Here is a 19294-nt window from a genome sequence, read left to right as displayed (position 1 = left end):
TACACCCGCTTGCCAGCAGATCCCTGGTCTGCTCCGGGTCCGGCGCCAGGTGCAGGTAGGTGAACAGCAACTGCCCCTCGCGCAGCATCTTGCGCTCGCCGGCCTGCGGTTCCTTCACCTTCACGATCATGTCGGCGGTGGCAAACACCTCTTCCGCCGTGTCGATGATCGCGGCACCCGCGGCGACATAATCCGCATCCTCGAACCCCGCGCCCTTGCCGGCACCGGATTGAATAATAACTTCATGCCCATGGGCCACGGCCTCTCCGGCGGCGTTGGGGGTCATCCCCACGCGGAATTCCTGCGGTTTGATCTCTGTCGGGCATCCGATTTTCATGTCGCACTCCTCTTTGCGCTATAGACTAGGATACAGCGCCGCCAAAGAAAGGGGTTTGATATTTTGCCCGCACATGCCGTAATAGGCTGAAGATTATTCGAAGGAATGGCGCATATTGCACAGGATTTGCCTCGAATGACGCTCGACATGATGGATCGTCGCCTGCTTGGCGTCTTGCAGAAACGCGGGCGTATTTCCAACGCGGACCTGGCCGAGGCGGTACATTTGTCGCCTTCGGCCTGTCATCGCCGGATGCAGCGCCTGGAAACCGAAGGCTACATAAAGGGTTATGTCGCCCTGCTGGATCCGCGCCGCATGGGGGTTCCCACCACCGTCTTTGTAGAGATCACCCTCACAACTCAGGCCGATGAGGTGCTCGACGCGTTCGAGATCGCCGTCGCCCGCATCCCCAACGTGCTGGAATGCCACCTGACGGCGGGCACCGCCGATTACATTCTCAAGCTCGTGGTCGAGGATACCGAGGATTTCGCCCGCATTCACCGACAGTACCTCACCCGCCTGCCGGGAGTGTCCACCATGCAATCCAGCTTTGCCCTGCGCACCGTGCTGCAAACAACGGCCCTGCCGGTCTGAAGTTTTGCTTTTCTCGGGACCTCGATCTAGAATCCTGGCACTTTGACGACTTCGACAATGACCCGTCGCCCAGGTTTCATCCCTCGGACCAGATCTCTTGCCCATATGTGAAATCGGCGAAAAGGCCCCGATACGTTGATCGGGGCCCCGTCCGGTGCGCGTGATCCGTGAGTGACAGCGCAGCCAGATACCCATTCGGGCGCCCCCCTCTCAAGCTCGGGAGGTAGCGTGGTGTATGCGTTCAAACGCCGGCTTTGGCGCGTATGGAAAACCTTACCTTTGGCTGTGACGTGACGTCACTTTCCCACGAAAAAACCCCGGTGTCGCCACCGGGGTTCTCGATCCTGCAAAACCGGCGGATTTACTCTTCCGCGGGTTCCTCTTTCTTGGCTTCCTCGCCGGTCTCCTGGTCGACGACCTTCATCGACAGGCGCACCTTGCCGCGATCGTCAAAGCCCAAGAGCTTGACCCACACGTCCTGGCCTTCCTTCAGAACATCCGACGGATGGTTCAGGCGGCGGTTCTCGATCTGGCTGACATGCACCAGCCCGTCGCGCTTGCCGAAGAAGTTCACGAAGGCGCCGAAGTCCACGATCTTCACGACCGTGCCCTTGTAGACCTTGCCCTCTTCCGGCTCCGCCACGATCGAGTGGATCATGTCGTATGCCTTCTGGATTGCCTCGCCGTTGGGCGACGCGATCTTGATCACGCCCTCGTCGTTGATGTCGACCTTGGCGCCCGACACCTCGACGATCTCGCGGATCACCTTGCCGCCCGACCCGATCACTTCGCGGATCTTGTCGGTCGGGATCTGCATCGTCTCGATGCGCGGCGCGTGAACCGAGAAATCACCGGCTTCCGACAGGGCCTTGCCCATCTCGTTCAGGATATGCAGCCGGCCGGCCTTGGCCTGTTCCAGCGCCTTTTCCATGATCTCCGGCGTGATGCCCGCGACCTTGATGTCCATCTGCAGCGACGTGATACCGGCTTCGGTCCCCGCCACCTTGAAGTCCATGTCGCCCAGGTGATCCTCATCACCCAGGATGTCGGTCAGGATGCCATATGAGCCGTCGTCTTCCAGCACCAGGCCCATGGCCACTCCGGCCACCGGCGCCTTCAGCGGAACGCCGGCGTCCATCATGGACAGAGAGCCGCCGCAAACCGACGCCATCGACGAGGAGCCGTTGGATTCGGTGATCTCCGAGACAACGCGCACCGTGTAGGGGAAGTCGGTTGCCGCAGGCAGGACCGCCTGAAGCGCACGCCATGCCAGTTTCCCGTGCCCGATCTCGCGGCGACCCGGAGGGCCCACGCGACCGGCTTCACCGACCGAGTAGGGCGGGAAGTTGTAGTGCAGCAAGAAATTCGAGCGGAAGTTGCCGTGCAGCGCGTCGATGATCTGCTCATCGTCGCCCGTGCCCAGCGTGGTCACGACCAGGCCTTGCGTCTCGCCGCGCGTGAACAGGGCCGAGCCATGCGTCCGCGGCAGCAGGCCGGTTTCGCACACGATCGGGCGCACCTCATCCAGGTTCCGTCCGTCGATCCGCTTGCCCGACTTCACGATGTCTCCGCGCAGGATCGACGCTTCCAGCTTCTTGAGCGCGGAGCCCAGGTTCGCATCCTCGAGCTGCTCTTCCGAAAGCGATGCCTTGATCTCATCCTTGGCGGTCGAAACGGCACTCGTGCGTTCCTGCTTGTCCTGGATCTTGTAGGCCGCGGCCAGCTTGTCCTGGCCCGCCGCCTTAACGGCCTCGTAAAGGTCGCTGTAATCTGGCGGCTGAAAGTCGAACGGTTCCTTGGCGGCGTCTTCGGCCAGGTCGATGATCATGTCGATCACCGGCTGGATCTGCTCGTGCGCGAAGTTCACCGCGCCCAGCATTTCGGCTTCCGACAGCTCATAGGCTTCGGATTCCACCATCATCACGGCACCCTTCGTGCCCGCAACCACCAGGTCGAGCCGCTGCTCGGGGTTGTTGCGCAGGTCGTGCATGTCCTCGACCTCGGGGTTCAGGATGTACTCACCACCCTCATAGCCCACGCGGCAGCCCGCGATCGGCCCCATGAAGGGCGCGCCCGAAATGGTCAGGGCGGCGCTGGCCGCGATCATCGCCACGATGTCCGGGTCATTGACCAGGTCGTGGCTCAGCACGGTGCACATCACCAGCACTTCGTTCTTGAACCCGTCGACGAACAGCGGCCGGATCGGACGGTCGATCAGGCGCGCGGTCAGGGTTTCCTTTTCCGTGGGCCGTGCCTCACGCTTGAAGAATCCGCCGGGCACCTTGCCCGCGGAATAGTATTTCTCCTGGTAGTGAACGGTCAGCGGAAAGAAGTCCTGACCTTCACGCGGGGACTTTGCAAAGGTCACGTTCGCCATGACCGAGGTTTCCCCGTATGTGGCGATGACCGAGCCATCCGCCTGGCGGGCAACCTTGCCCGTTTCCAGTGTCAGCGTATCCTCGCCCCACTGGATGGATTTTTTCACTTCGTTGAACATCTATCGTTTCCTAGCTGGAGGCCCTCCCGGGCGTATCCCGGGTCCTCCGTTACATTGGTGGCCCCATTGCCACCGACCCCTCCATCATCTCATGCGCCGGGGTCTAAGGCGTCACGTTTCAGATACGTGCGCCCATACAGCAGATCGGCGCGAAATGAAAGCGGGATGTCCCGACGCGCTCGCTTCCGCGTCCGGGCCGTCAATCCTCGATCCTCCGCATGGCCCAGTTGACGCTGAAGCCGTGCAGGATCGTCGACAGCAGGATGACCAGCCCGACTAGCGACCAAAGCTCGCTCTCGTTCACGAACTCCACGTGGCTCATCGCGTAGCACAGATAATAGATGGAACCTATTCCGCGCACCCCGTAGACCGAAATGACCGCCCGGTCCCGGTGCGGCATGTGCGACCCCATCAGGCTGATCCACCCCGACACGGGCCGGATGACAAGGATCAGGATCAGCGCGATGACCACGTGGCGCCACGTCAGATCGGCAAAAACCATCGGCAGAACGGACCCCAGCGCGATCAGCAGCAGGGCGGTCAGCGCGTGTTCGATCGATTCCGTGAAATTATGCAGTCGCCGGTGAAAGCGGTGGTCCTTCTCCTCTCTCCGCAGGGTCAGCCCCATCACGGCGACCGCGATGAACCCATAGCCTTCCACCATTTCCGTCGAGCCATAGCACAGCAGCACACCGGCCAGTGCCAGCACCCCCGAACCCGTGTCGGCCAGCGGCGCGTTCCGCGGCACCGAGAACAGCACCAGCGCAAGCGCGCGGCCACCGGCCCATCCGGCCACGGCCCCGACGGCAATGCGATAGAACACATCCCAGACAAGCCAATCCAGCGCCCATGCACTCGGGTTCAGACCTTCTGCCGCCACGACCAGCCCCAGGTACACGAACGGAAACGCCAGCCCGTCGTTCAGCCCTGCCTCCGTCGTAAGGGTAAAGCGCACGGGATGTTCCTGGCGTTCCTGCGGCGGGCCGACCTGCACGTCCGCCGCCAATACCGGATCGGTGGGCGCGATGACCGCCCCCAGCAGGATCGCCCCGGCCACGGTCAGGCCCTCCAGGCTGATACCCAACAGCGCCACCGCGGCGATGGTCAACGGCATGGCAATGCCCAGCATCCGCGCCGTCGGACTCCACTTTCGCCATGGGCTGATCGTGTCGATCCGCATCCCCGTGCCGAACAGCGCCACGATCACGGCCAGCTCGCTTATCCTTTCCCACAGCAGCGGCGCTTCGCGCGGGTCTGGCATGAAGGCCGCGGCCGGGACCAGCATCGCGGCCCCGGCCCCGAAGATGATCATGAGCGGCGCAAAGACCGGCTCCGCCCGGGACACAAGCCGCGGCAGCCACCGCGCGCTGATGACGATCATCCCGGTTACGGCCAGCACGATGTGATAGGGATCGAGGGTGAAGAAATCCGGGCTCATGCGTACATCTACTTCATTGCCGCCGTGAAGTAAGATCGGACATCCAGTTTCGTTTGCAAGGGTCTTGCGCCAGACGGCCCAGGGCGTGCCTCAAAGCACGATTGCCGGACGTCGCTTGAACCGAGCTTTGAAACGCGCGCGCCACCCTCGCCCGGTCGCCCGGCCCCAGACGCGAACGTCAGTAATCCGTCTCGCTTGGAATGGTCCCGGTCCTGATGGCGTTGCCATTGGGTGCCAGGGCGATCCACCATCCGCCATGCGTGTGGATACCGTGCCCGCTCGGACCTTCGCTCTCGCCTTCGCGATTGAAATAGAAGAGCGGATGACCGTTGTAGCTCGCCACAAGCTTGTCTCCATCCGTGACCGACCCGGCAAGGTTGGGATCCAAGCCATCGGATACGCTCAAGTTCTTGGTTGTCACCGGAGCGACGACGAGCGGTGGCCAGGCTTCCCTGCACCGCGGCCCACAGGATTCCAGCGGCGGCAACCCGTCGCCTCCGCGTGTCTGCGTATCGAACATGTAAACGGCGCGCCCGTTGGGGCCGACGATGTAGGGTCCGATATCTTCGTCATTCGCCACGGAAAAAAACGGTTCTTTCTCATCCGGCGCGTCAGAGGCCAGGGCGGCGGGCGCAAGGGTACTGGCGAGCAGAGCGACTAGAATGAAGCGCGGCATGGTTTCTCCTGTTTGCAAGCCTTCCCTAGACCAACCCGCGGATCGGCGGGCATGTTCCCGGAAACATCGCGCAATACGGAAAAACCGACACCGCCAACCATCCCGAGGAAGGGCCGCTCAGGATGCGAAAAGTTGTCCCCAAGGAAGCCGATCACGCCTCGATGCCTCGTCCCCGAGCCGACACCCGCGTTCAGGACACAAGCCTCACCCGGTCAGGATACCGCTCACCTTCAGCGCCCGCTGGGCGTTGCCCTCGACCTTCAGCTTGCCCGACATGTAGGCCATCACCGGGTTCTGCTCGCCCGACAGGATGTTGCGGAACACCGCGTCGCTGGCCATCAGCACCACGTCCGCCGCCTCGTCTCCCTCCCGCGCGCCGGCCTCGTCCAGCATCACGCTGCCTTCGCCCTCGATCACCAGCTTCGCGGTGCCGCGGATGGTGCCTCTCGCTTTGGGGTCCAGCGTTTCGACATAGCTTCGGATGATCTCGTTCATGGAATGGCGCGCCTTTCAAAATGATGCGCAAAGCTCTCCACGCAGGGCCTGCCCCGGTCAACGCGAACCTTGCGTCACCAGCGGCTCAGCGCATCCTCGTCCGCGTCCCTGGCATCCACCCAGTCCGCCCCGTCGCGGGTCACTTCCTTCTTCCAGAAAGGCGCGCGCGACTTCAGGTAATCCATCAGAAACTCGGCGGCCTGGAACGCATCGGTGCGATGCGGCGAGGAGGTCGCCACCATCATGATCATCTCGTCCGGGCGCAGAGCGCCATGACGATGGATGACCAGCACATCGCCCAAGGACCAGCGCGCCTGCGCTTCCTTGGCGATCCCGGCCAGCGCCTTTTCGGTCATGCCCGGATAGTGCTCGATCTGCATCGCCTCCAGGCCGGTCGCGATATCCCGCACGATGCCGGTGAAACTTACCACCGCGCCCATGCCGCTTTGCCGCGCGGCAAATCCATTCACCTCCGCGCCAAGGTCGAACGCCGCTTCCTGCACCCGGATATCCACGTCCCTCAGCCCCCCGTCATCGGCGGAAAGAACGCCACCTCGCGCACGCCCGCAAGCGGCGCATCGAAATCCGCCAGCTCCTGGTCCACCGCCACGCGCAATGCGTCCAGGTCGGCAAACGCCGCCTCGTAGCGCGCCTCGCGGGCCCGCAACTCCGCGACCAGCTCCCGTACGGTCGCGGCGCCGGTCTCGACCTTGTCCTTGGGGTGCCCGATCCGTTCCCGCACCCAGGCGAAATACAGCACGTCCATCTCTCAATCCCTCAGATATGGCACCGCCTTGCGAAAGTAATCGACGCCCGTGATCAACGTCAGCGCGGCGGCAATCCACAGCAGCCACAGACCCGCATGCGATGCGATCACCATGCCCTCGAACTTCCAACGCAGGCCCATCACGTCCTCTTCCTCGCCGGCCAGCACATCGGCCACCAGCGCCTCGTCCATGCCCAGGCTGGACATGCCGAAATAGTGCTCGAACACGCCCTGCGCAAAGAGCACCGCAATCGCCACCATCTGCAGCGTCGTCTTCCACTTGGCCAGCTTGGTCACCTTGAGTGTCCCCGCCGTGTCGCCCAGGTATTCCCGCAGGCCCGACACGAAGACTTCGCGAAACAGGATCACCGTCGCCGGCAGCACCAGCCACGGTGACATCGACGAATAGCCCAGGATCACCGCCAGCGCGATCACCACCATCGCCTTGTCCGCGATCGGGTCCAGCATCGTGCCCAGCTTGGTGGTCTGCTTCCACAGCCGCGCCAGGTAGCCGTCGAACCAGTCGGTCACCGCCGCGCCCACGAACAGCACCAGCGCGAACCAGTCCGCCCAGGGCCGATGGAAATACAGGAACATCACCGCCACCGCCGGCGCCGCCAGCAGCCTCAGCACGGTCAACACGTTGGGAATATTCCACGTCATGCGTCTTTATCTAGTGCGAACCGCCTCTGTCCGAAAGCCCCGAATCCAAAAGCGCCACGCACAGGCAACCAACTTTCATCGTTCCCCAAATACTCCGGGGAGCGCGAGGGGCTGGCCCCTCCCCCCCCCCCCCCCCCCCCCCCCATCAAACCTGTAGCGCGAGGCGCTGGCCCCTCGCACCAGCCCGCTTCACGCGGCAAGAACCTTATCCTTGGCGTTCTCGGCTGAATTGCCTACTCTCATCGCATGAAACGGCCACGCCCCTCAATCGCACTCATCCTGATCACACTGCTTGCGGCATTGCCCAATGGAGTACGCGCCGAGACTACTTCCATCGACCCGAAGGAATCGGGCGCTCAATGCGATCAAGGCAACGCGATGGCCTGCTTCGACCTTGGATATTTTCATCATATGCAGGCTTCCCGCGCATTGGACCCCGCCAAGGCCCGCGCGCCGTATCAGCAGGCGTGCGATGGCGGCGTCCTCGCGGCCTGCACCAACCTTGCCCTGATGTATGAAACCGAAACAGGTGTCCGGCGCGATTATGGCAAGGCGCGTCAGCTCAACAAACGGGCCTGCGACGGTGGCGAGATGATCGGATGTGTCAACCTGAGCCTGATTTACCGGCTGGGCCTTGGCGTTCCGCGCGATGACACGGAGGCCCGGCGCCTGGCAAAGCGCGCATGCGACGGCGGCGATCCGGGCGGGTGCAGCAATCTCGGTGCCATCTATCAGCATGGATATGGCGTACCCGTCGACCATAAGCGGGCGATCGGACTTTACGCGCGCAGCTGCAAGACCGGCTACGCCATTGGTTGCTCCAATCTTGGGATGATGCACGAATTCGGACTTGGCACCCCCCGCGACACTGAAACCGCGCTCGCCTTTTACACTCGCGCCTGTAGTGACGGCAGCGCGGAGGGCTGCAACAATCTTGGCGCCGTTTACGACGAGGGTTCCGCCGTGCCCCGCAACAAGGCCAAGGCGAAGTATTTCTACGATAAAGCCTGCCAGCAAGGGGCAACGACGGCCTGCGATAATCTGCGGAAACTCCAGTAGGGTTCGCCCCAGTTCCATCGTTCCCCAAATACTCCGGGGAGCGCGAGGGGCTGGCCCCTCGCCCCGGGCCTGCCGCTCAACCCTTCTCGTGAAAGTGGTCATAGACCTTCTGCGCCAGCGCCGCCGATACGCCATCCACGGCCTTCAGATCCGCCAGATTCGCCCGGCTGACCGCCTTGGCCGACCCGAAATGCGCCAAGAGCGCCCGCTTGCGCGCCGCGCCCACCCCCGCGATCTCGTCCAGTGGCGAGGCACTGACCGCCTTGGTGCGCTTGGCCCTGTGGGTGCCGATGGCGAACCTGTGCGCCTCGTCGCGCAGCCGCTGGATGAAATACAGCACCGGGTCGTTGTGGCGCAGCGCCATGGGCCGCTTGCCCATCCGGTGAAACTCTTCCTTGCCGGCGTCGCGGTCCAGCCCCTTGGCCACGCCCACCATCGGCAGGTCGCGCACGCCCATCTCCTGCATGATCGAATGTACCGCGCTGACCTGCCCCTGCCCGCCGTCAATGAGCAGCAGGTCCGGCCACAGCCCCTTATCGCGGTCCGGGTCCTCCTTGATCAGCCGCTTCAGCCGCCGTGTCAGGACCTCCTTCATCATCCCGAAATCGTCCCCAGGGGTCAGCTCGTCGCCCCGGATGTTGAACTTGCGGTACTGGTTCTTCATCAGCCCCTCGGGCCCGGCCACGATCATCGCGCCCACCGCGTGCGCGCCCTGGATGTGGCTGTTGTCATAGACCTCGATCCGCTCGGGCGGGGCGGGCAGGTCGAACGCCTCCGCCACGCCCTTCAGCAGCTTGGCCTGCGTCGCACTCTCGCTCATTTTCCGCGCCAGGCTTTCGCGCGCGTTGCGAAGCGCGGCCTCGACCAATTCCGCCTTCTCGCCCCGCTGCGGCACCAGCAGTTCCACCTTGCGCCCCAGCTTGCCGCTCAGCGCCTCGGCCATCAGGTCGGGGCTCTCGATCTCGTGGCTCAGGATGATCTGCCGTGCGGGGTCCTTGGTGTCATAGAACTGGCCCAGGAACGCCTCCAGCACCTCGGCCTCGGCCACGTCCGCGCCGACGCGCGGATAGAAATCCTTGTTCCCCCAGTTCTGCCCGGCGCGGATGAAGAACACCTGCACGCAGGCCTGCCCCTTCTCCAGGTGCAGCGCCACCAGATCGGCCTCGCCCACGGTGCGCGGATTGATCCCCTGCGCCGTCTGCACCTGCGTCAGCGCCTTGATCCGGTCGCGCAGCGCCGCGGCCTTCTCGAACTCCATCGCCGCACTGGCTTCCTGCATGTCGGCGGCCAGCTTCTCCTGTATCTCGGTCGACCGTCCCGACAGGTAGCGCTGGGCATCCCGAACCTGCGCCGCGTATTCGGGTTTCGAGATATACCCCACGCATGGCGCGGTGCAGCGCTTGATCTGGTATTGCAGGCAAGGCCGCGTGCGGCTCTCGAACTGCGTGTCGCTGCAATTGCGCAGCTGGAACACCCGCTGCAACTGTCCCAGCGTCCGGTTCACCGCCCCCGCGCTGGCGAAGGGCCCGTAATACTGTCCCTTCTCCTTCTTCGCGCCGCGATGTTTCTTGATCATCGGAAAGTCGTGGCCCGTCACCAGGATATTCGGAAACGACTTGTCGTCGCGCAACAGCACGTTGTACCGCGGCTTCAACTGCTTGATCAGGTTCTGCTCGAGCAGCAGCGCCTCGGTCTCGGTCGCCGTGGTCAGGAACATCATCGACGCGGTTTCCGCGATCATCCGCGCGATCCGCGGCGTGTGTCCGGTGGGCCGGGCATAGCTCGACACCCGCGCCTTGAGGTTGCGCGCCTTGCCGACATACAGCACCTGGGACTGCGCCCCCAGCATCCGGTACACCCCGGGTGAGCCGTCCAGCGTCTTGAGGTAGGACTGGATCACCTTGTGCCCGGTTTCCGGGGCGGCATCGCCGTCTGACTCGTGATTCGGTTTGTTAATCATTCATTAACGTTTGATTCTGCGCGTGGGCTGCAATGATTAGCACACACGCCGCAATAGGAAACATCTCCACGGATCGTGTGGATAACTCTGCGGACAAGTTTTGGTTACCCGGAATTTTTCGTTGTTTTCGGCCCGGTTCGTTGAATTGCTCAAAAAATAGGCACAAAAACAAAGCATTGATTTTAAACGATAAAAAATCCGTGGTATCCCAAATATATGAAAACATTAAACCTTTTGTAACGCGTCGGTAACGGCCCCACGCCACGTGCACAACTTGTCGCGGCCGTTCATACATCGACCCCGAGAATGTCCGGAGTTTGCCAGGCCAGGTGCTGTCCGCCATCGACGCAAATCAGCTGTCCGGTGACCGCCTTCGCCTCCAGGAAATAGCCCAGCGCGGCGGTGATATCCTCGGGATTCACCCCCCGCTTCAGGATCGTTCGCGCCCGCTGATCGAAGAACTGCTTTTCGCTCTGCTCGGTGCTCTTCAACGTCGGCCCCGGCCCGATCCCGTTCACCCGGACACGCGGCGCAAAGGCCTGCGCGGCCGTGCGGGTCATCGTCCACAGGCCGGACTTGGCGATCGTGTAGCTGGCGAAATAAGGCGTCAGCTTGCGCACCCGCTGGTCGATCATGTTCACCACCAGCCCCTGCGCCACCGGCTCGCCGTTGCCGTCCTCCACCGGGTCCGGCACCTGTGCGGCCAATCCTTGCGTCAGCGCGAAGGGCGCGCGCAGGTTCGATTCCAAGTGCCGGTCCCAACTGTCGCGCGTTGCCGTCTCGTATGTCTCGTCCTCGAAGATCGACGCGTTGTTCACCAGCACGTTCACCGGCCCGCCCAGCCGCGCGGCCGCCTCGGGCACCAGCGCCTGTACCGCGTCCTCGTCCAGAAGATCGGCCTGCACGGTCACGGCCTTCCGGCCCTTGGCCTCGATCTCACCGGCGGTTTCCTCGGCGGCATCGGCCGAGCCGCCATAATGCACCGCCACGTCATAGCCGCGTGCGCCCAGGTACAGGGCCATCGCCCGGCCAAGGCGCTTGCCGCCCCCGGTCACGAGGGCGCGGCGGGGCTGGGTGTCTTCGATCATCCAGTGGGCTCCGTTCAGCTCAACACGACCATGACATAGACCACGTAGAGGACGGTCAAGGCGATGCCCCACAGCCGGTTGATATCCCGGCCCAGGAACACGAACGGAATGATCAGCAGCGACGCGCCCAGCATCACCCACAGGTCAAACTGCAAAAACTCCGCATCGACCGGAATCGTGCCCACGAAAGACGTGATGCCGATGATCGCCAGAAGGTTGAACATGTTCGACCCGATGACATTGCCCAGCGCCACGTCGGCCTGCTTGCGCAAGGCCGCCATCACCGTCGTCGCCAGTTCCGGCAGGGAGGTGCCCAGCGCCACCAGCGTCAGGCCGATCACCGCGTCGCTTACGCCGAAGCGCCTGGCGATGATCGAAGCGTTGTCCACCAACAGGTCCGCGCCCAGCGGCAGCCCGACCAGACCCAGCGCCAGAAAGACGAAGATCTGCCACCACGGCATGTCGGGGTCCGCGCCTTCGACCTCTTCCTCTTCTTCGGCAACCGCGGTGGCACTCCTGCACGCCCGCCGGTGGTTGCGCGCGTCGCGGAACGCATCGCCCAGCACCAGCCCGAGGCAGGCCAGCAGCACCGCGCCGGCCAGCATGTCGAACGCGCCACGGAACGCCAGCCCGATGAAGATCACCGTGGCCCCGATCATGAACAGATACGTCTTGCGCGTGTTGCACCCCGAGGTGTGCAGTACCGACAACAGCGCGGGCACCCCCAGCACCAGCAGGATGTTCGCCGTGTTCGACCCGATCACGTTGCCCAGCGCCAGCCCCGGCTTGTTCTCCAGCACCGCGTTGACCGAGATCAGCAGTTCCGGCGCCGACGTCCCGAACGCCACGATGGTCAGGCTGACGATCAGCGCGGGGATGCCCACGCGCAGGCTCAGGTTCACCGCGCCTTTCACAAGCGCATCACCCGCCAGCAGCAGGATCAGCAGCCCCAGCCCCGACATCAGCCATGGCCACATCAGGATTTGTCCTCCCGGCACTGGCACGGCCCCTTGCCGATGCGGAACCGCCTGCAATGCGGGCACCGGGCCGATTCCAGTTGCTTCTGTCCGGGAAACCGCAGGCGTCCGAACATCGCCAGCACGGCGATGAAGGCCAGGAATATGAGGGCGATCTTGCTCAGCACGTCAAAGGCCGAACCGGGCAAAGGCCGCGCGTTCCTCGACCGAGGCAAAGGCATTCTCGACCACCCTCGCCCCAAACCGCTGGAAAAGGCCCTTTTTCTTGCCGTAGGTGGCAAGCCGCACCTTGTCGCCGTAAAGCTCCTTCAGCTTCGGCACCAAGTGCGCCACCCCGTCGGCCAGGCCCAGTTCGACGCCACGACGGCCCAGCCAGAACTCGCCGGTAAACAGGTCCTCGTCCTCGTTCAGCCGGTCACCCCGCCGCGCCCTGATCTGCGCGATGAAGTTGCCGTGCATCTCTTCCAGGATGCGCTTGAGGCGGGCCACGTCTTCCTTCTTTTCCGGTTGGAACGGGTCGAGCGTGCTCTTCGACTTGCCGGCGGTATAGACCCGCCGCTCGACGCCCTGCCGCGCCAGGAAGATATGCGCACCGAAACCGGCCGAGATCACCCCGATGCTGCCCACGATGGAATTGTCGTCGACCCAGATGTCATCCGCCGCCGAGGCCAGCCAATAGCCGCCCGACGCCGCCACATCCTCGACAAAGGCATGAACGGGCACCTTGTGCTCTTCGGCCAGCCGCCGGATGCGGCTTGCGATCAGGGCCGACTGCACCGGCGAGCCGCCGGGGCTGTTGATCAACAGCGCAACCGCCTTGGGCTTGCCCCGCTTGAACGCCTTTTCGATGGCGGGCGCCATCGCCTCGTCGCTCAGCGGCATCCGCGCCCCGGCGCCGATGGCACCCGACAGGCGCACGACCGAGACCACCGGCCCGGTTTTCAAAAACGGGATAAATCGCTTCATGGCAAGCGATGTAGAATGCCCGCACCGGACAAACAAGGTGGCGGGGCGTATCAATACGGTCCGAAGGCAAGAAAGCCACGTAAACGACGCGGGGTCAGGCCGCGCGTCTGCCAGACCGCCGCCGCCCTCTCCTCGGTCGGCGCACATCCTGTGTAGGGTGGGTGAAAACCCACGCGCCTCCCGACGCTCCTCTCAACTCTTGATCCGGTACCCCGTCCTGAAGATCCGCCAGATCAGGAACAGGCACAGCGCCGTGAACCCTGCGATTGCCAACAGGCTCAGGCCAATGGACACGTCCGCCTGCCCGAAGAACGCCCAACGGAACCCCGAGATCAGGTACACGACCGGGTTGAACAGCGTCACCGTCTGCCAGAACGGCGGCAGCATCGAGATCGAGTAAAACGAGCCCCCCAGGAACACCAGCGGCGTCACGATCAAGAGCGGCACCAGCTGCAACTGCTCGAAATTCTGCGCCCATATCCCGATGATGAACCCGAACAGGGCGAAGCTGATGCAGGTCAGCAGCAAAAACGCCACCATCGCGCCCGGATGCTGTATCTGCACGTCCACGAACAGCGCCGAGGTCGCCAGGATCACCACCCCGATGAACAGCGCCTTGGTGGCCGCCGCCCCCACATATCCGATCACGATCTCCAGGAAGTTCACCGGCGCCGACAGCAATTCATAGATCGTCCCGATGAATTTCGGGAAATAGATCCCGAAGGACGCGTTCGAAATCGCCTGCGTGATCACCGACAGCATGATCAGCCCCGGCACGATGAACGCGCCATAGCTCACGCCCTCCACCTGGTCGATCCGGCTGCCGATGGCGGCACCGAACACCACGAAATAAAGCGAGGTCGAAATCACCGGCGACACGAAGCTTTGCAAGAGCGTGCGAAAGAACCGCTGCATCTCGAACCTGTAGATCGCCCTGATGGCCAGAACATTCATGCCGCGTCCTCCTTCACCAGCCCGACGAAGATCTCTTCCAGGCTCGACTGGCTGGTCTGGATATCCCGGATCACCAGCCCCGCCTCCGTCAGTTCCTTCACCAGCCGCGCAATCCCCGTCCGCTCGGCATTGGTGTCATAGGTATAGGTCAGGCTCTGCCCGTCCGGGCTTTTCCACAAATCATAGTCCGACAGGTTCGGGGGAACATCCTCGACCGGCTCCACCAGGTCGATCCGCAGGCTCTTGCGCCCCATTCGCTGCATCAGCGCCACCTTGTCCTCGACCAGCAGGATCTCTCCATGGGCAATCACCGCCACCCGGTCGGCAATCGCCTCGGCCTCCTCGATGTAATGCGTGGTCAGGATGATCGTCACACCATCCTGCCGCAGCCCCTCGACCACTTCCCACATGTCGCGGCGCAGCTCCACGTCGACGCCCGCGGTCGGCTCGTCCAGGAACAGAACCCGCGGCTCGTGCACCAGCGCCTTGGCGATCAGCACCCGGCGCTTCATGCCGCCCGACAGCTCCTTGACCTGGTTGCTGCGCTTGTCCCACAGGCTCAGCTGCCGCAGGATCTTCTCCACCAGCGCGTCGTCGCGCCCCTTGCCGAAGAGGCCCCGCGAAAACCGCACCGTGTTGATCACCTTCTCGAACGGCTCCAGCGCGATCTCCTGTGGCACCAGCCCCACCAGCGACCGCGCCGCGCGATAGTCGTCCAGGATATCGTGCCCGCCCACGCGCGCCGTCCCGCCCGTAGGCGTCGTGATCCCGCACAGCGCCGAAATCAGCGTCGTCTTGCCCGCGCCGTTGGGCCCCAAAAGCGCAAGGATCTCGCCCTCGCGGATCTTCAGATCCACGCCTTTCAGCGCCTGGAACCCGTCGTCATAGGTTTTTTCCAGGCCGTTCACCTCGATAAACGCCGCCATGTCCCGCGCTCCTTCTTGCGTCATCTGCGGCAAACTAATCCGGCCGCGACCCGGCGCAAGCCGGTAGGAAAACACACCCTCATGTGCATTCCTGCTGGCACACCCGCCGCCCCAACCAAAACGCAGTGTTTCCAGATTTCGCATTGCACCTTTCGCCTCCTACGGGAATCCTGCATGCGGTTGGGGGCGCATGATGCCGTGCGCATCACGAAAATTGCAGGACAGACATGAAACGCCTCTCTCGTTTTGTCTGGCCGCTCATCATATTCGCGCTCGGTGCCTGCACCGAGACGGTGACGCGTGCCGATAACCCCCGTATTCTTCTCATGGGCGATTCCATGATGGCCCTACACGGAATGGCCGGAAAATCCGTCTCCCACGCCATGGAACGCCGCCTGGGCGAGCCGGTGATCGACCGCTCCGTCTCCGGCGCGCGCTTCCTCTACGCCCTGCCAATCTCGGGCGCGGCCGGCATGAACATCACCAAGCAATACCGCGCGGGCGACTGGGACTGGATCGTAATGAACGGCGGCGGCAACGACATCCTGTTCGGCTGTGGCTGCGGCTTCTGCGACCGTCGCATCGACCGGCTGATCTCCGAGGATGGCACCACCGGCGTCATTCCGGGCTTCGTCTCGAAGATGCGCAGGACCGGCGCCAACGTGGTGATGGTGGGCTACCTGCACACCCCCGGCTTTCGCTCGCCGATCGAAGGCTGCGTCGATGAGGGCCACGAGATGGACGCCCGCATGGCCCGCCTTGCCGCCCTCGATCGCGGCGTGCATTTCATCCCGATGAGCGACGTGGTCCCGACGGGCGACCGCACCTATCACGCCGTCGATCTCATCCACCCCTCGCCAAAGGGGTCCGACGCCATCGGAGGCCGCATCGCCGAACTCATCCGCCAAAGCCGCCCGCGCCGGCAATAGCAAAGCCCTGGAGGCGACCCGACAGACGCCTCCCGCCCCCTGCGCCCGGATCACGCGCTTCCTCTTCTTTTGGCCAAAAATATCCCCGCCGGAGGCTCCGACGGGGACGCAAATTACTACACGATGCAAAAAAAGGTTTACCCCTTCGAGATCATCCGCTTCAGCCAACCTTTCTTCTCGGCCTGCTCTTCCGGTTCGTCCTCCTTCGGCCCCTCGATGACCTCCTCGAGGTTGGAAAAGAACTGGTCCGCCATCTTCTTGGCGAACCCGTCGACGATCCGGCTGCCCAGCTGCGCCAGCTTGCCGCCCACCTTGGCTTCAACGTCGTAGGACAGCCGCGTGCCGCCCGGCACCTCTTCCAGCCGCACATCCGCGGCGCCCTTGGCGAAGCCGGCGGCACCGCCCTTGCCTTCACCTTCGAGGCGCAGGCTCTCCGGCTCGTTCATCTCGCTGAAGGTGACCATGCCCTTGAACGTCGCCTTCACGGGCCCGACCTTCTGCGTGACCGTCGCCTCGTACCCGTCCTGGGGGTTGCCCGTGACCTCCTGCGCGCCCGGCACGCATTCCTTCAGCACTTCCGGCTCCATCAGCGCGGCCCAGACCGTCGCCCGGTCCGCCGCGATCTCGCGCTCCCCGCTCATCTGCATGGCATGTCTCCTCCGTGACTGGCCCGATCCTACCGCACCGCCCGCATTCCTCCAAGCGCGCCGCGCGGTATAAATTGACAGAGACAGGCCCCCCTGCGCATCAAGACCTTAGTCGCATCGGGGAGGTCAAATGCCGGGCACGCTCTGCCTTACCTTCGACGATCTCTTCGTCGCCAACTGGGTCGCCGCCCGGCCCGTTTTCGATGCGCATGACGCTCGCGTCACCTTCTGCGTATCCCACCTGCACGAGGCCACGCCCGCGCAGATCGACGGGCTGCGCCTGCTGCAAGCCGACGGCCACGAGATCGCCTGCCACACCCGCACCCACCCTAGGCTGAAACCCTACCTTCAGACGCGCGGCCTCGATCACTGGCTAGAACACGAGGTCGATCTTGCCATAACAGAGCATCGCGCGGCGGGCTTTCCCGCCCGCACCTTCGCCTGCCCCTTCCACGCCTCCACACTTGAGACCCGCGCGGCCCTTGCCTCCCGCTTTGAGATCATCCGCGCCGCCGGCCCCCGCAGCCTCGACCACGCCAACCCCGCCAGTCGCATCTACACCGAAATCCCCGCCTCCGGCTGCCTCGACAACCTCGGTTTCGCCGACATGCAGCACAAGGCCTTCCCCGGCTGGCGCCGGCAGCACCACCTGCTCGACCTCATCGCCAGGATGGACGGCCTCGCCGTCTTCACCGGCCATGACGTCCGGGACCGCAAAACCGGCCCCGGCTTCTACAGCACACAAACCCAGATCGGCCGCCTGCTCCAGGCGGCAACGACGCGAGGCATCACGGTGAAGCCTGCGTAGGGTGGGTGAAAGTTTGCAAGCTTGAGAACACATAATTTTTGCAAGAAACCTTTTGGATTGGAATGTGCCGATCCTATCTAAGGTTGAGCGTAAATCGTAATGTTGGTACTGAGAGGTGCATGCTAAACAAGTTCGCCAAACTCGCGCTTACTGCTACAGCCATCGCGCCTGTAGGATTTACCTATTCTATTTCCGCATTCATTGCAAATGAAAACAAAATAGGAACATGTCTAATTGGCGCTACTATTGGCCTCGTGGTGCTGTGCTTCATAATCTTCAAAAGGGCGAAGGAAGACGGAGAACTTGTTGCGTTCAAAATTTCAAGCGTAGAAGCCGCTGATCGAGAAAACACGAGCCTTCTTCTAGTGTATCTTCTGCCACTTTTTACTGCAGACTTTCAAGACCTTAACTGGTTAATTTGGCTGCCTACAATCTTGATATTGGGAATTGTTGTAGGAACCGGATACAGCTATCATTTCAATCCAATTCTTGGTCTCGCCGGTTGGCATTTCTACAGAGTAACAACCCCTGAGAGTGTGACCTTCGTTTTGCTAACCAAAAAGGAGTTGCGCGCCGCAAGTGAGTGCCTCAAGGTCAAGCAACTTACGGAATACATTGTAGTAGACGCAGGTTAAAATGACCAAAACGCTATTCGCATTAGTGCGGGAAAAGAACTCTGAGCATGTCGTATACCGGGTAGCTGTGAACGCTCAGGTGCAGGCTCAACTTGATCAATTGTTTGAAACGCAAGAGCAAGACTTTTTGGCCCATGTCGACGAAGAAATTGAATTCGACGGAATGTACAAGCCAGATAGAGAAGAGATTTTGTACATCGAAGACGCAAAACTTGTCTCTCCATTGAACGCCACATTGGAACAAAATCCCACGGCTTACCCGCTGCTAGATGTAGGCAACCTAGCTTTCACGAAAATTCTCCTATTATTCCGGGAATCCACCACGCAAAATGGCCGCTTGCTGATGCAGAGGTTCAGCAGAAAGCAGTTCTTAAGCAATTCTGGACTTTCACTTATTTTACAAGGGGATACATACAGGAAGCTCGTCGAACCGGGATTTTCACTTGATGATAAAGTCTCGGCTTACGTGTTGGATAACAGAGTCTACTTCAAGAGCTTCTTTCAACTGCGGACTATGCTTACCGTGCAAGAACACTTTAAAGTAGCCACCGAAACGCAGGTGCACGAGTTTGCCAATAAATCTCAGCTTTATGTGGAGAACGAAGCACTGTTTGCATCAAATGCCGACCAAACGAGCAGACGCCTAATTCACGGTATCGACAAGAGCGGGGTCCTAGAAACTGTTGGTGTTGAAACAATTGCGGCACATGCAATGAAGGTCGACATTAAGCTAAGCGTGGAGGATGGGAAATTGGTAATGCCAATGGAAAAGAAAGAAATGAAGCTGGTACTTAGGTTCTTGGAGCAGTCGGTCTACAAAGGTTTGTTAACGGAAGAGGTATTTGTAGCAAATAGCAAGCGGACGGTTGGGTAAAATCT

The 19294-nt window shown here is 62.3% G+C and carries 21 protein-coding genes and 1 pseudogene; 6 read left to right on the top strand and 16 right to left on the bottom strand.

All coding sequences use genetic code 11. From position 1 onward, the window contains the following. Positions 1–337 (bottom strand): annotated as a pseudogene (locus RBB31_RS07335) (alanine dehydrogenase); the annotation flags it as partial. A 135-nt stretch (positions 338–472) separates the two neighbouring features. On the opposite strand from RBB31_RS07335, the gene RBB31_RS07330 reads away from it, so the two are divergent. Further along, a complete protein-coding gene (locus RBB31_RS07330; protein ID WP_306128622.1) occupies positions 473–931 on the top strand; it encodes an Lrp/AsnC family transcriptional regulator in 459 nt (152 codons plus the stop codon). A gap of 361 nt (positions 932–1292) precedes the next feature. Here RBB31_RS07330 and pnp read toward each other — a convergent pair whose 3' ends face one another. From pnp to pgsA, 7 genes are all read right to left on the bottom strand, one after another. Further along, positions 1293–3428 carry a polyribonucleotide nucleotidyltransferase gene (gene pnp, locus RBB31_RS07325; protein WP_306128621.1) on the bottom strand — a complete coding sequence of 712 codons (2136 nt, stop codon included), beginning with the start codon at positions 3426–3428 and terminating at the stop codon, positions 1293–1295. Positions 3429–3627: 199 nt separating this feature from the next. Then, positions 3628–4866: a sodium:proton antiporter gene (locus RBB31_RS07320; protein WP_306128620.1), complete on the bottom strand. Its 1239-nt coding sequence runs from the start codon at positions 4864–4866 to the stop codon at positions 3628–3630. A 178-nt stretch (positions 4867–5044) separates the two neighbouring features. Further along, positions 5045–5542 (bottom strand): hypothetical protein, encoded by a 498-nt coding sequence (locus RBB31_RS07315; protein WP_306128619.1) that lies wholly within the window; start codon positions 5540–5542, stop codon positions 5045–5047. A gap of 204 nt (positions 5543–5746) precedes the next feature. Beyond that, positions 5747–6037 (bottom strand): SCP2 sterol-binding domain-containing protein, encoded by a 291-nt coding sequence (locus tag RBB31_RS07310; RefSeq protein WP_306128618.1) that lies wholly within the window; start codon positions 6035–6037, stop codon positions 5747–5749. Between the two features lie 74 nt (positions 6038–6111). Beyond that, the gene (locus RBB31_RS07305) at positions 6112–6552 is read right to left on the bottom strand and encodes a molybdenum cofactor biosynthesis protein MoaE (RefSeq protein ID WP_306128617.1); all 441 of its coding nucleotides are present in this window, start codon (positions 6550–6552) and stop codon (positions 6112–6114) included. Between the two features lie 5 nt (positions 6553–6557). Continuing rightward, on the bottom strand, positions 6558–6803 hold the full coding sequence (gene moaD / locus RBB31_RS07300) for a molybdopterin converting factor subunit 1 (protein WP_306128616.1): 246 nt from the start codon (positions 6801–6803) through the stop codon (positions 6558–6560). A 3-nt stretch (positions 6804–6806) separates the two neighbouring features. Beyond that, entirely contained in the window at positions 6807–7466 is a 660-nt protein-coding gene (gene pgsA, locus RBB31_RS07295) for a CDP-diacylglycerol--glycerol-3-phosphate 3-phosphatidyltransferase (RefSeq protein WP_306128615.1), read from the bottom strand. 246 nt (positions 7467–7712) lie between these two features. Here pgsA and RBB31_RS07290 point away from each other — a divergent pair, with 246 nt between their 5' ends. Continuing rightward, a complete protein-coding gene (locus RBB31_RS07290) occupies positions 7713–8525 on the top strand; it encodes a tetratricopeptide repeat protein (RefSeq protein WP_306128614.1) in 813 nt (270 codons plus the stop codon). A gap of 76 nt (positions 8526–8601) precedes the next feature. Here the strand turns inward: RBB31_RS07290 and uvrC are convergent, their stop codons facing one another. From uvrC to RBB31_RS07255, 7 genes are all read right to left on the bottom strand, one after another. Beyond that, positions 8602–10485 (bottom strand): excinuclease ABC subunit UvrC, encoded by a 1884-nt coding sequence (gene uvrC / locus RBB31_RS07285; protein ID WP_306128613.1) that lies wholly within the window; start codon positions 10483–10485, stop codon positions 8602–8604. 287 nt (positions 10486–10772) lie between these two features. Then, a complete protein-coding gene (locus tag RBB31_RS07280) occupies positions 10773–11573 on the bottom strand; it encodes an SDR family oxidoreductase (protein WP_306128612.1) in 801 nt (266 codons plus the stop codon). A gap of 14 nt (positions 11574–11587) precedes the next feature. Further along, positions 11588–12550 carry a calcium/sodium antiporter gene (locus tag RBB31_RS07275; protein WP_306128611.1) on the bottom strand — a complete coding sequence of 321 codons (963 nt, stop codon included), beginning with the start codon at positions 12548–12550 and terminating at the stop codon, positions 11588–11590. Next, positions 12550–12738: a hypothetical protein gene (locus RBB31_RS07270; RefSeq protein ID WP_306128610.1), complete on the bottom strand. Its 189-nt coding sequence runs from the start codon at positions 12736–12738 to the stop codon at positions 12550–12552. Before RBB31_RS07270 ends, RBB31_RS07275 begins: the two co-directional genes overlap by 1 nt. After that, a complete protein-coding gene (locus RBB31_RS07265) occupies positions 12719–13516 on the bottom strand; it encodes a S49 family peptidase (RefSeq protein WP_306128609.1) in 798 nt (265 codons plus the stop codon). Before RBB31_RS07265 ends, RBB31_RS07270 begins: the two co-directional genes overlap by 20 nt. A gap of 192 nt (positions 13517–13708) precedes the next feature. Next, complete coding sequence (locus tag RBB31_RS07260) at positions 13709–14470, bottom strand: ABC transporter permease (RefSeq protein ID WP_306128608.1); 762 nt, start codon at positions 14468–14470, stop codon at positions 13709–13711. Continuing rightward, complete coding sequence (locus RBB31_RS07255) at positions 14467–15396, bottom strand: ABC transporter ATP-binding protein (protein WP_306128607.1); 930 nt, start codon at positions 15394–15396, stop codon at positions 14467–14469. The genes RBB31_RS07260 and RBB31_RS07255 overlap by 4 nt, the downstream gene beginning before the upstream one ends. Positions 15397–15623: 227 nt before the next feature. On the opposite strand from RBB31_RS07255, the gene RBB31_RS07250 reads away from it, so the two are divergent. Next, a complete protein-coding gene (locus RBB31_RS07250) occupies positions 15624–16325 on the top strand; it encodes an SGNH/GDSL hydrolase family protein (RefSeq protein WP_306128606.1) in 702 nt (233 codons plus the stop codon). Positions 16326–16462: 137 nt separating this feature from the next. Here RBB31_RS07250 and RBB31_RS07245 read toward each other — a convergent pair whose 3' ends face one another. Further along, complete coding sequence (locus RBB31_RS07245; protein ID WP_306128605.1) at positions 16463–16972, bottom strand: CoxG family protein; 510 nt, start codon at positions 16970–16972, stop codon at positions 16463–16465. Positions 16973–17102: 130 nt separating this feature from the next. Between RBB31_RS07245 and RBB31_RS07240 the strand changes: the two genes are divergently transcribed. The 3 genes from RBB31_RS07240 to RBB31_RS07230 all read left to right on the top strand — a co-directional run bounded on the left by RBB31_RS07240 (position 17103) and on the right by RBB31_RS07230 (position 19289). After that, positions 17103–17780 carry a polysaccharide deacetylase family protein gene (locus tag RBB31_RS07240; RefSeq protein WP_306128604.1) on the top strand — a complete coding sequence of 226 codons (678 nt, stop codon included), beginning with the start codon at positions 17103–17105 and terminating at the stop codon, positions 17778–17780. A gap of 119 nt (positions 17781–17899) precedes the next feature. After that, on the top strand, positions 17900–18415 hold the full coding sequence (locus RBB31_RS07235; RefSeq protein ID WP_306128603.1) for a hypothetical protein: 516 nt from the start codon (positions 17900–17902) through the stop codon (positions 18413–18415). Position 18416: 1 nt separating this feature from the next. After that, positions 18417–19289, top strand: a complete 873-nt coding sequence (locus RBB31_RS07230; protein WP_306128602.1) for a hypothetical protein — start codon at positions 18417–18419, stop codon at positions 19287–19289. Positions 19290–19294: the final 5 nt, after the last annotated feature.

It is taken from the genome of Roseovarius sp. MMSF_3350 (genome assembly GCF_030733425.1).
Lineage (GTDB): Bacteria > Pseudomonadota > Alphaproteobacteria > Rhodobacterales > Rhodobacteraceae > Roseovarius.
The sequence above is the reverse complement of the archived record's forward strand: the minus strand, read 5'-3'. Positions and strand labels throughout refer to the sequence as shown.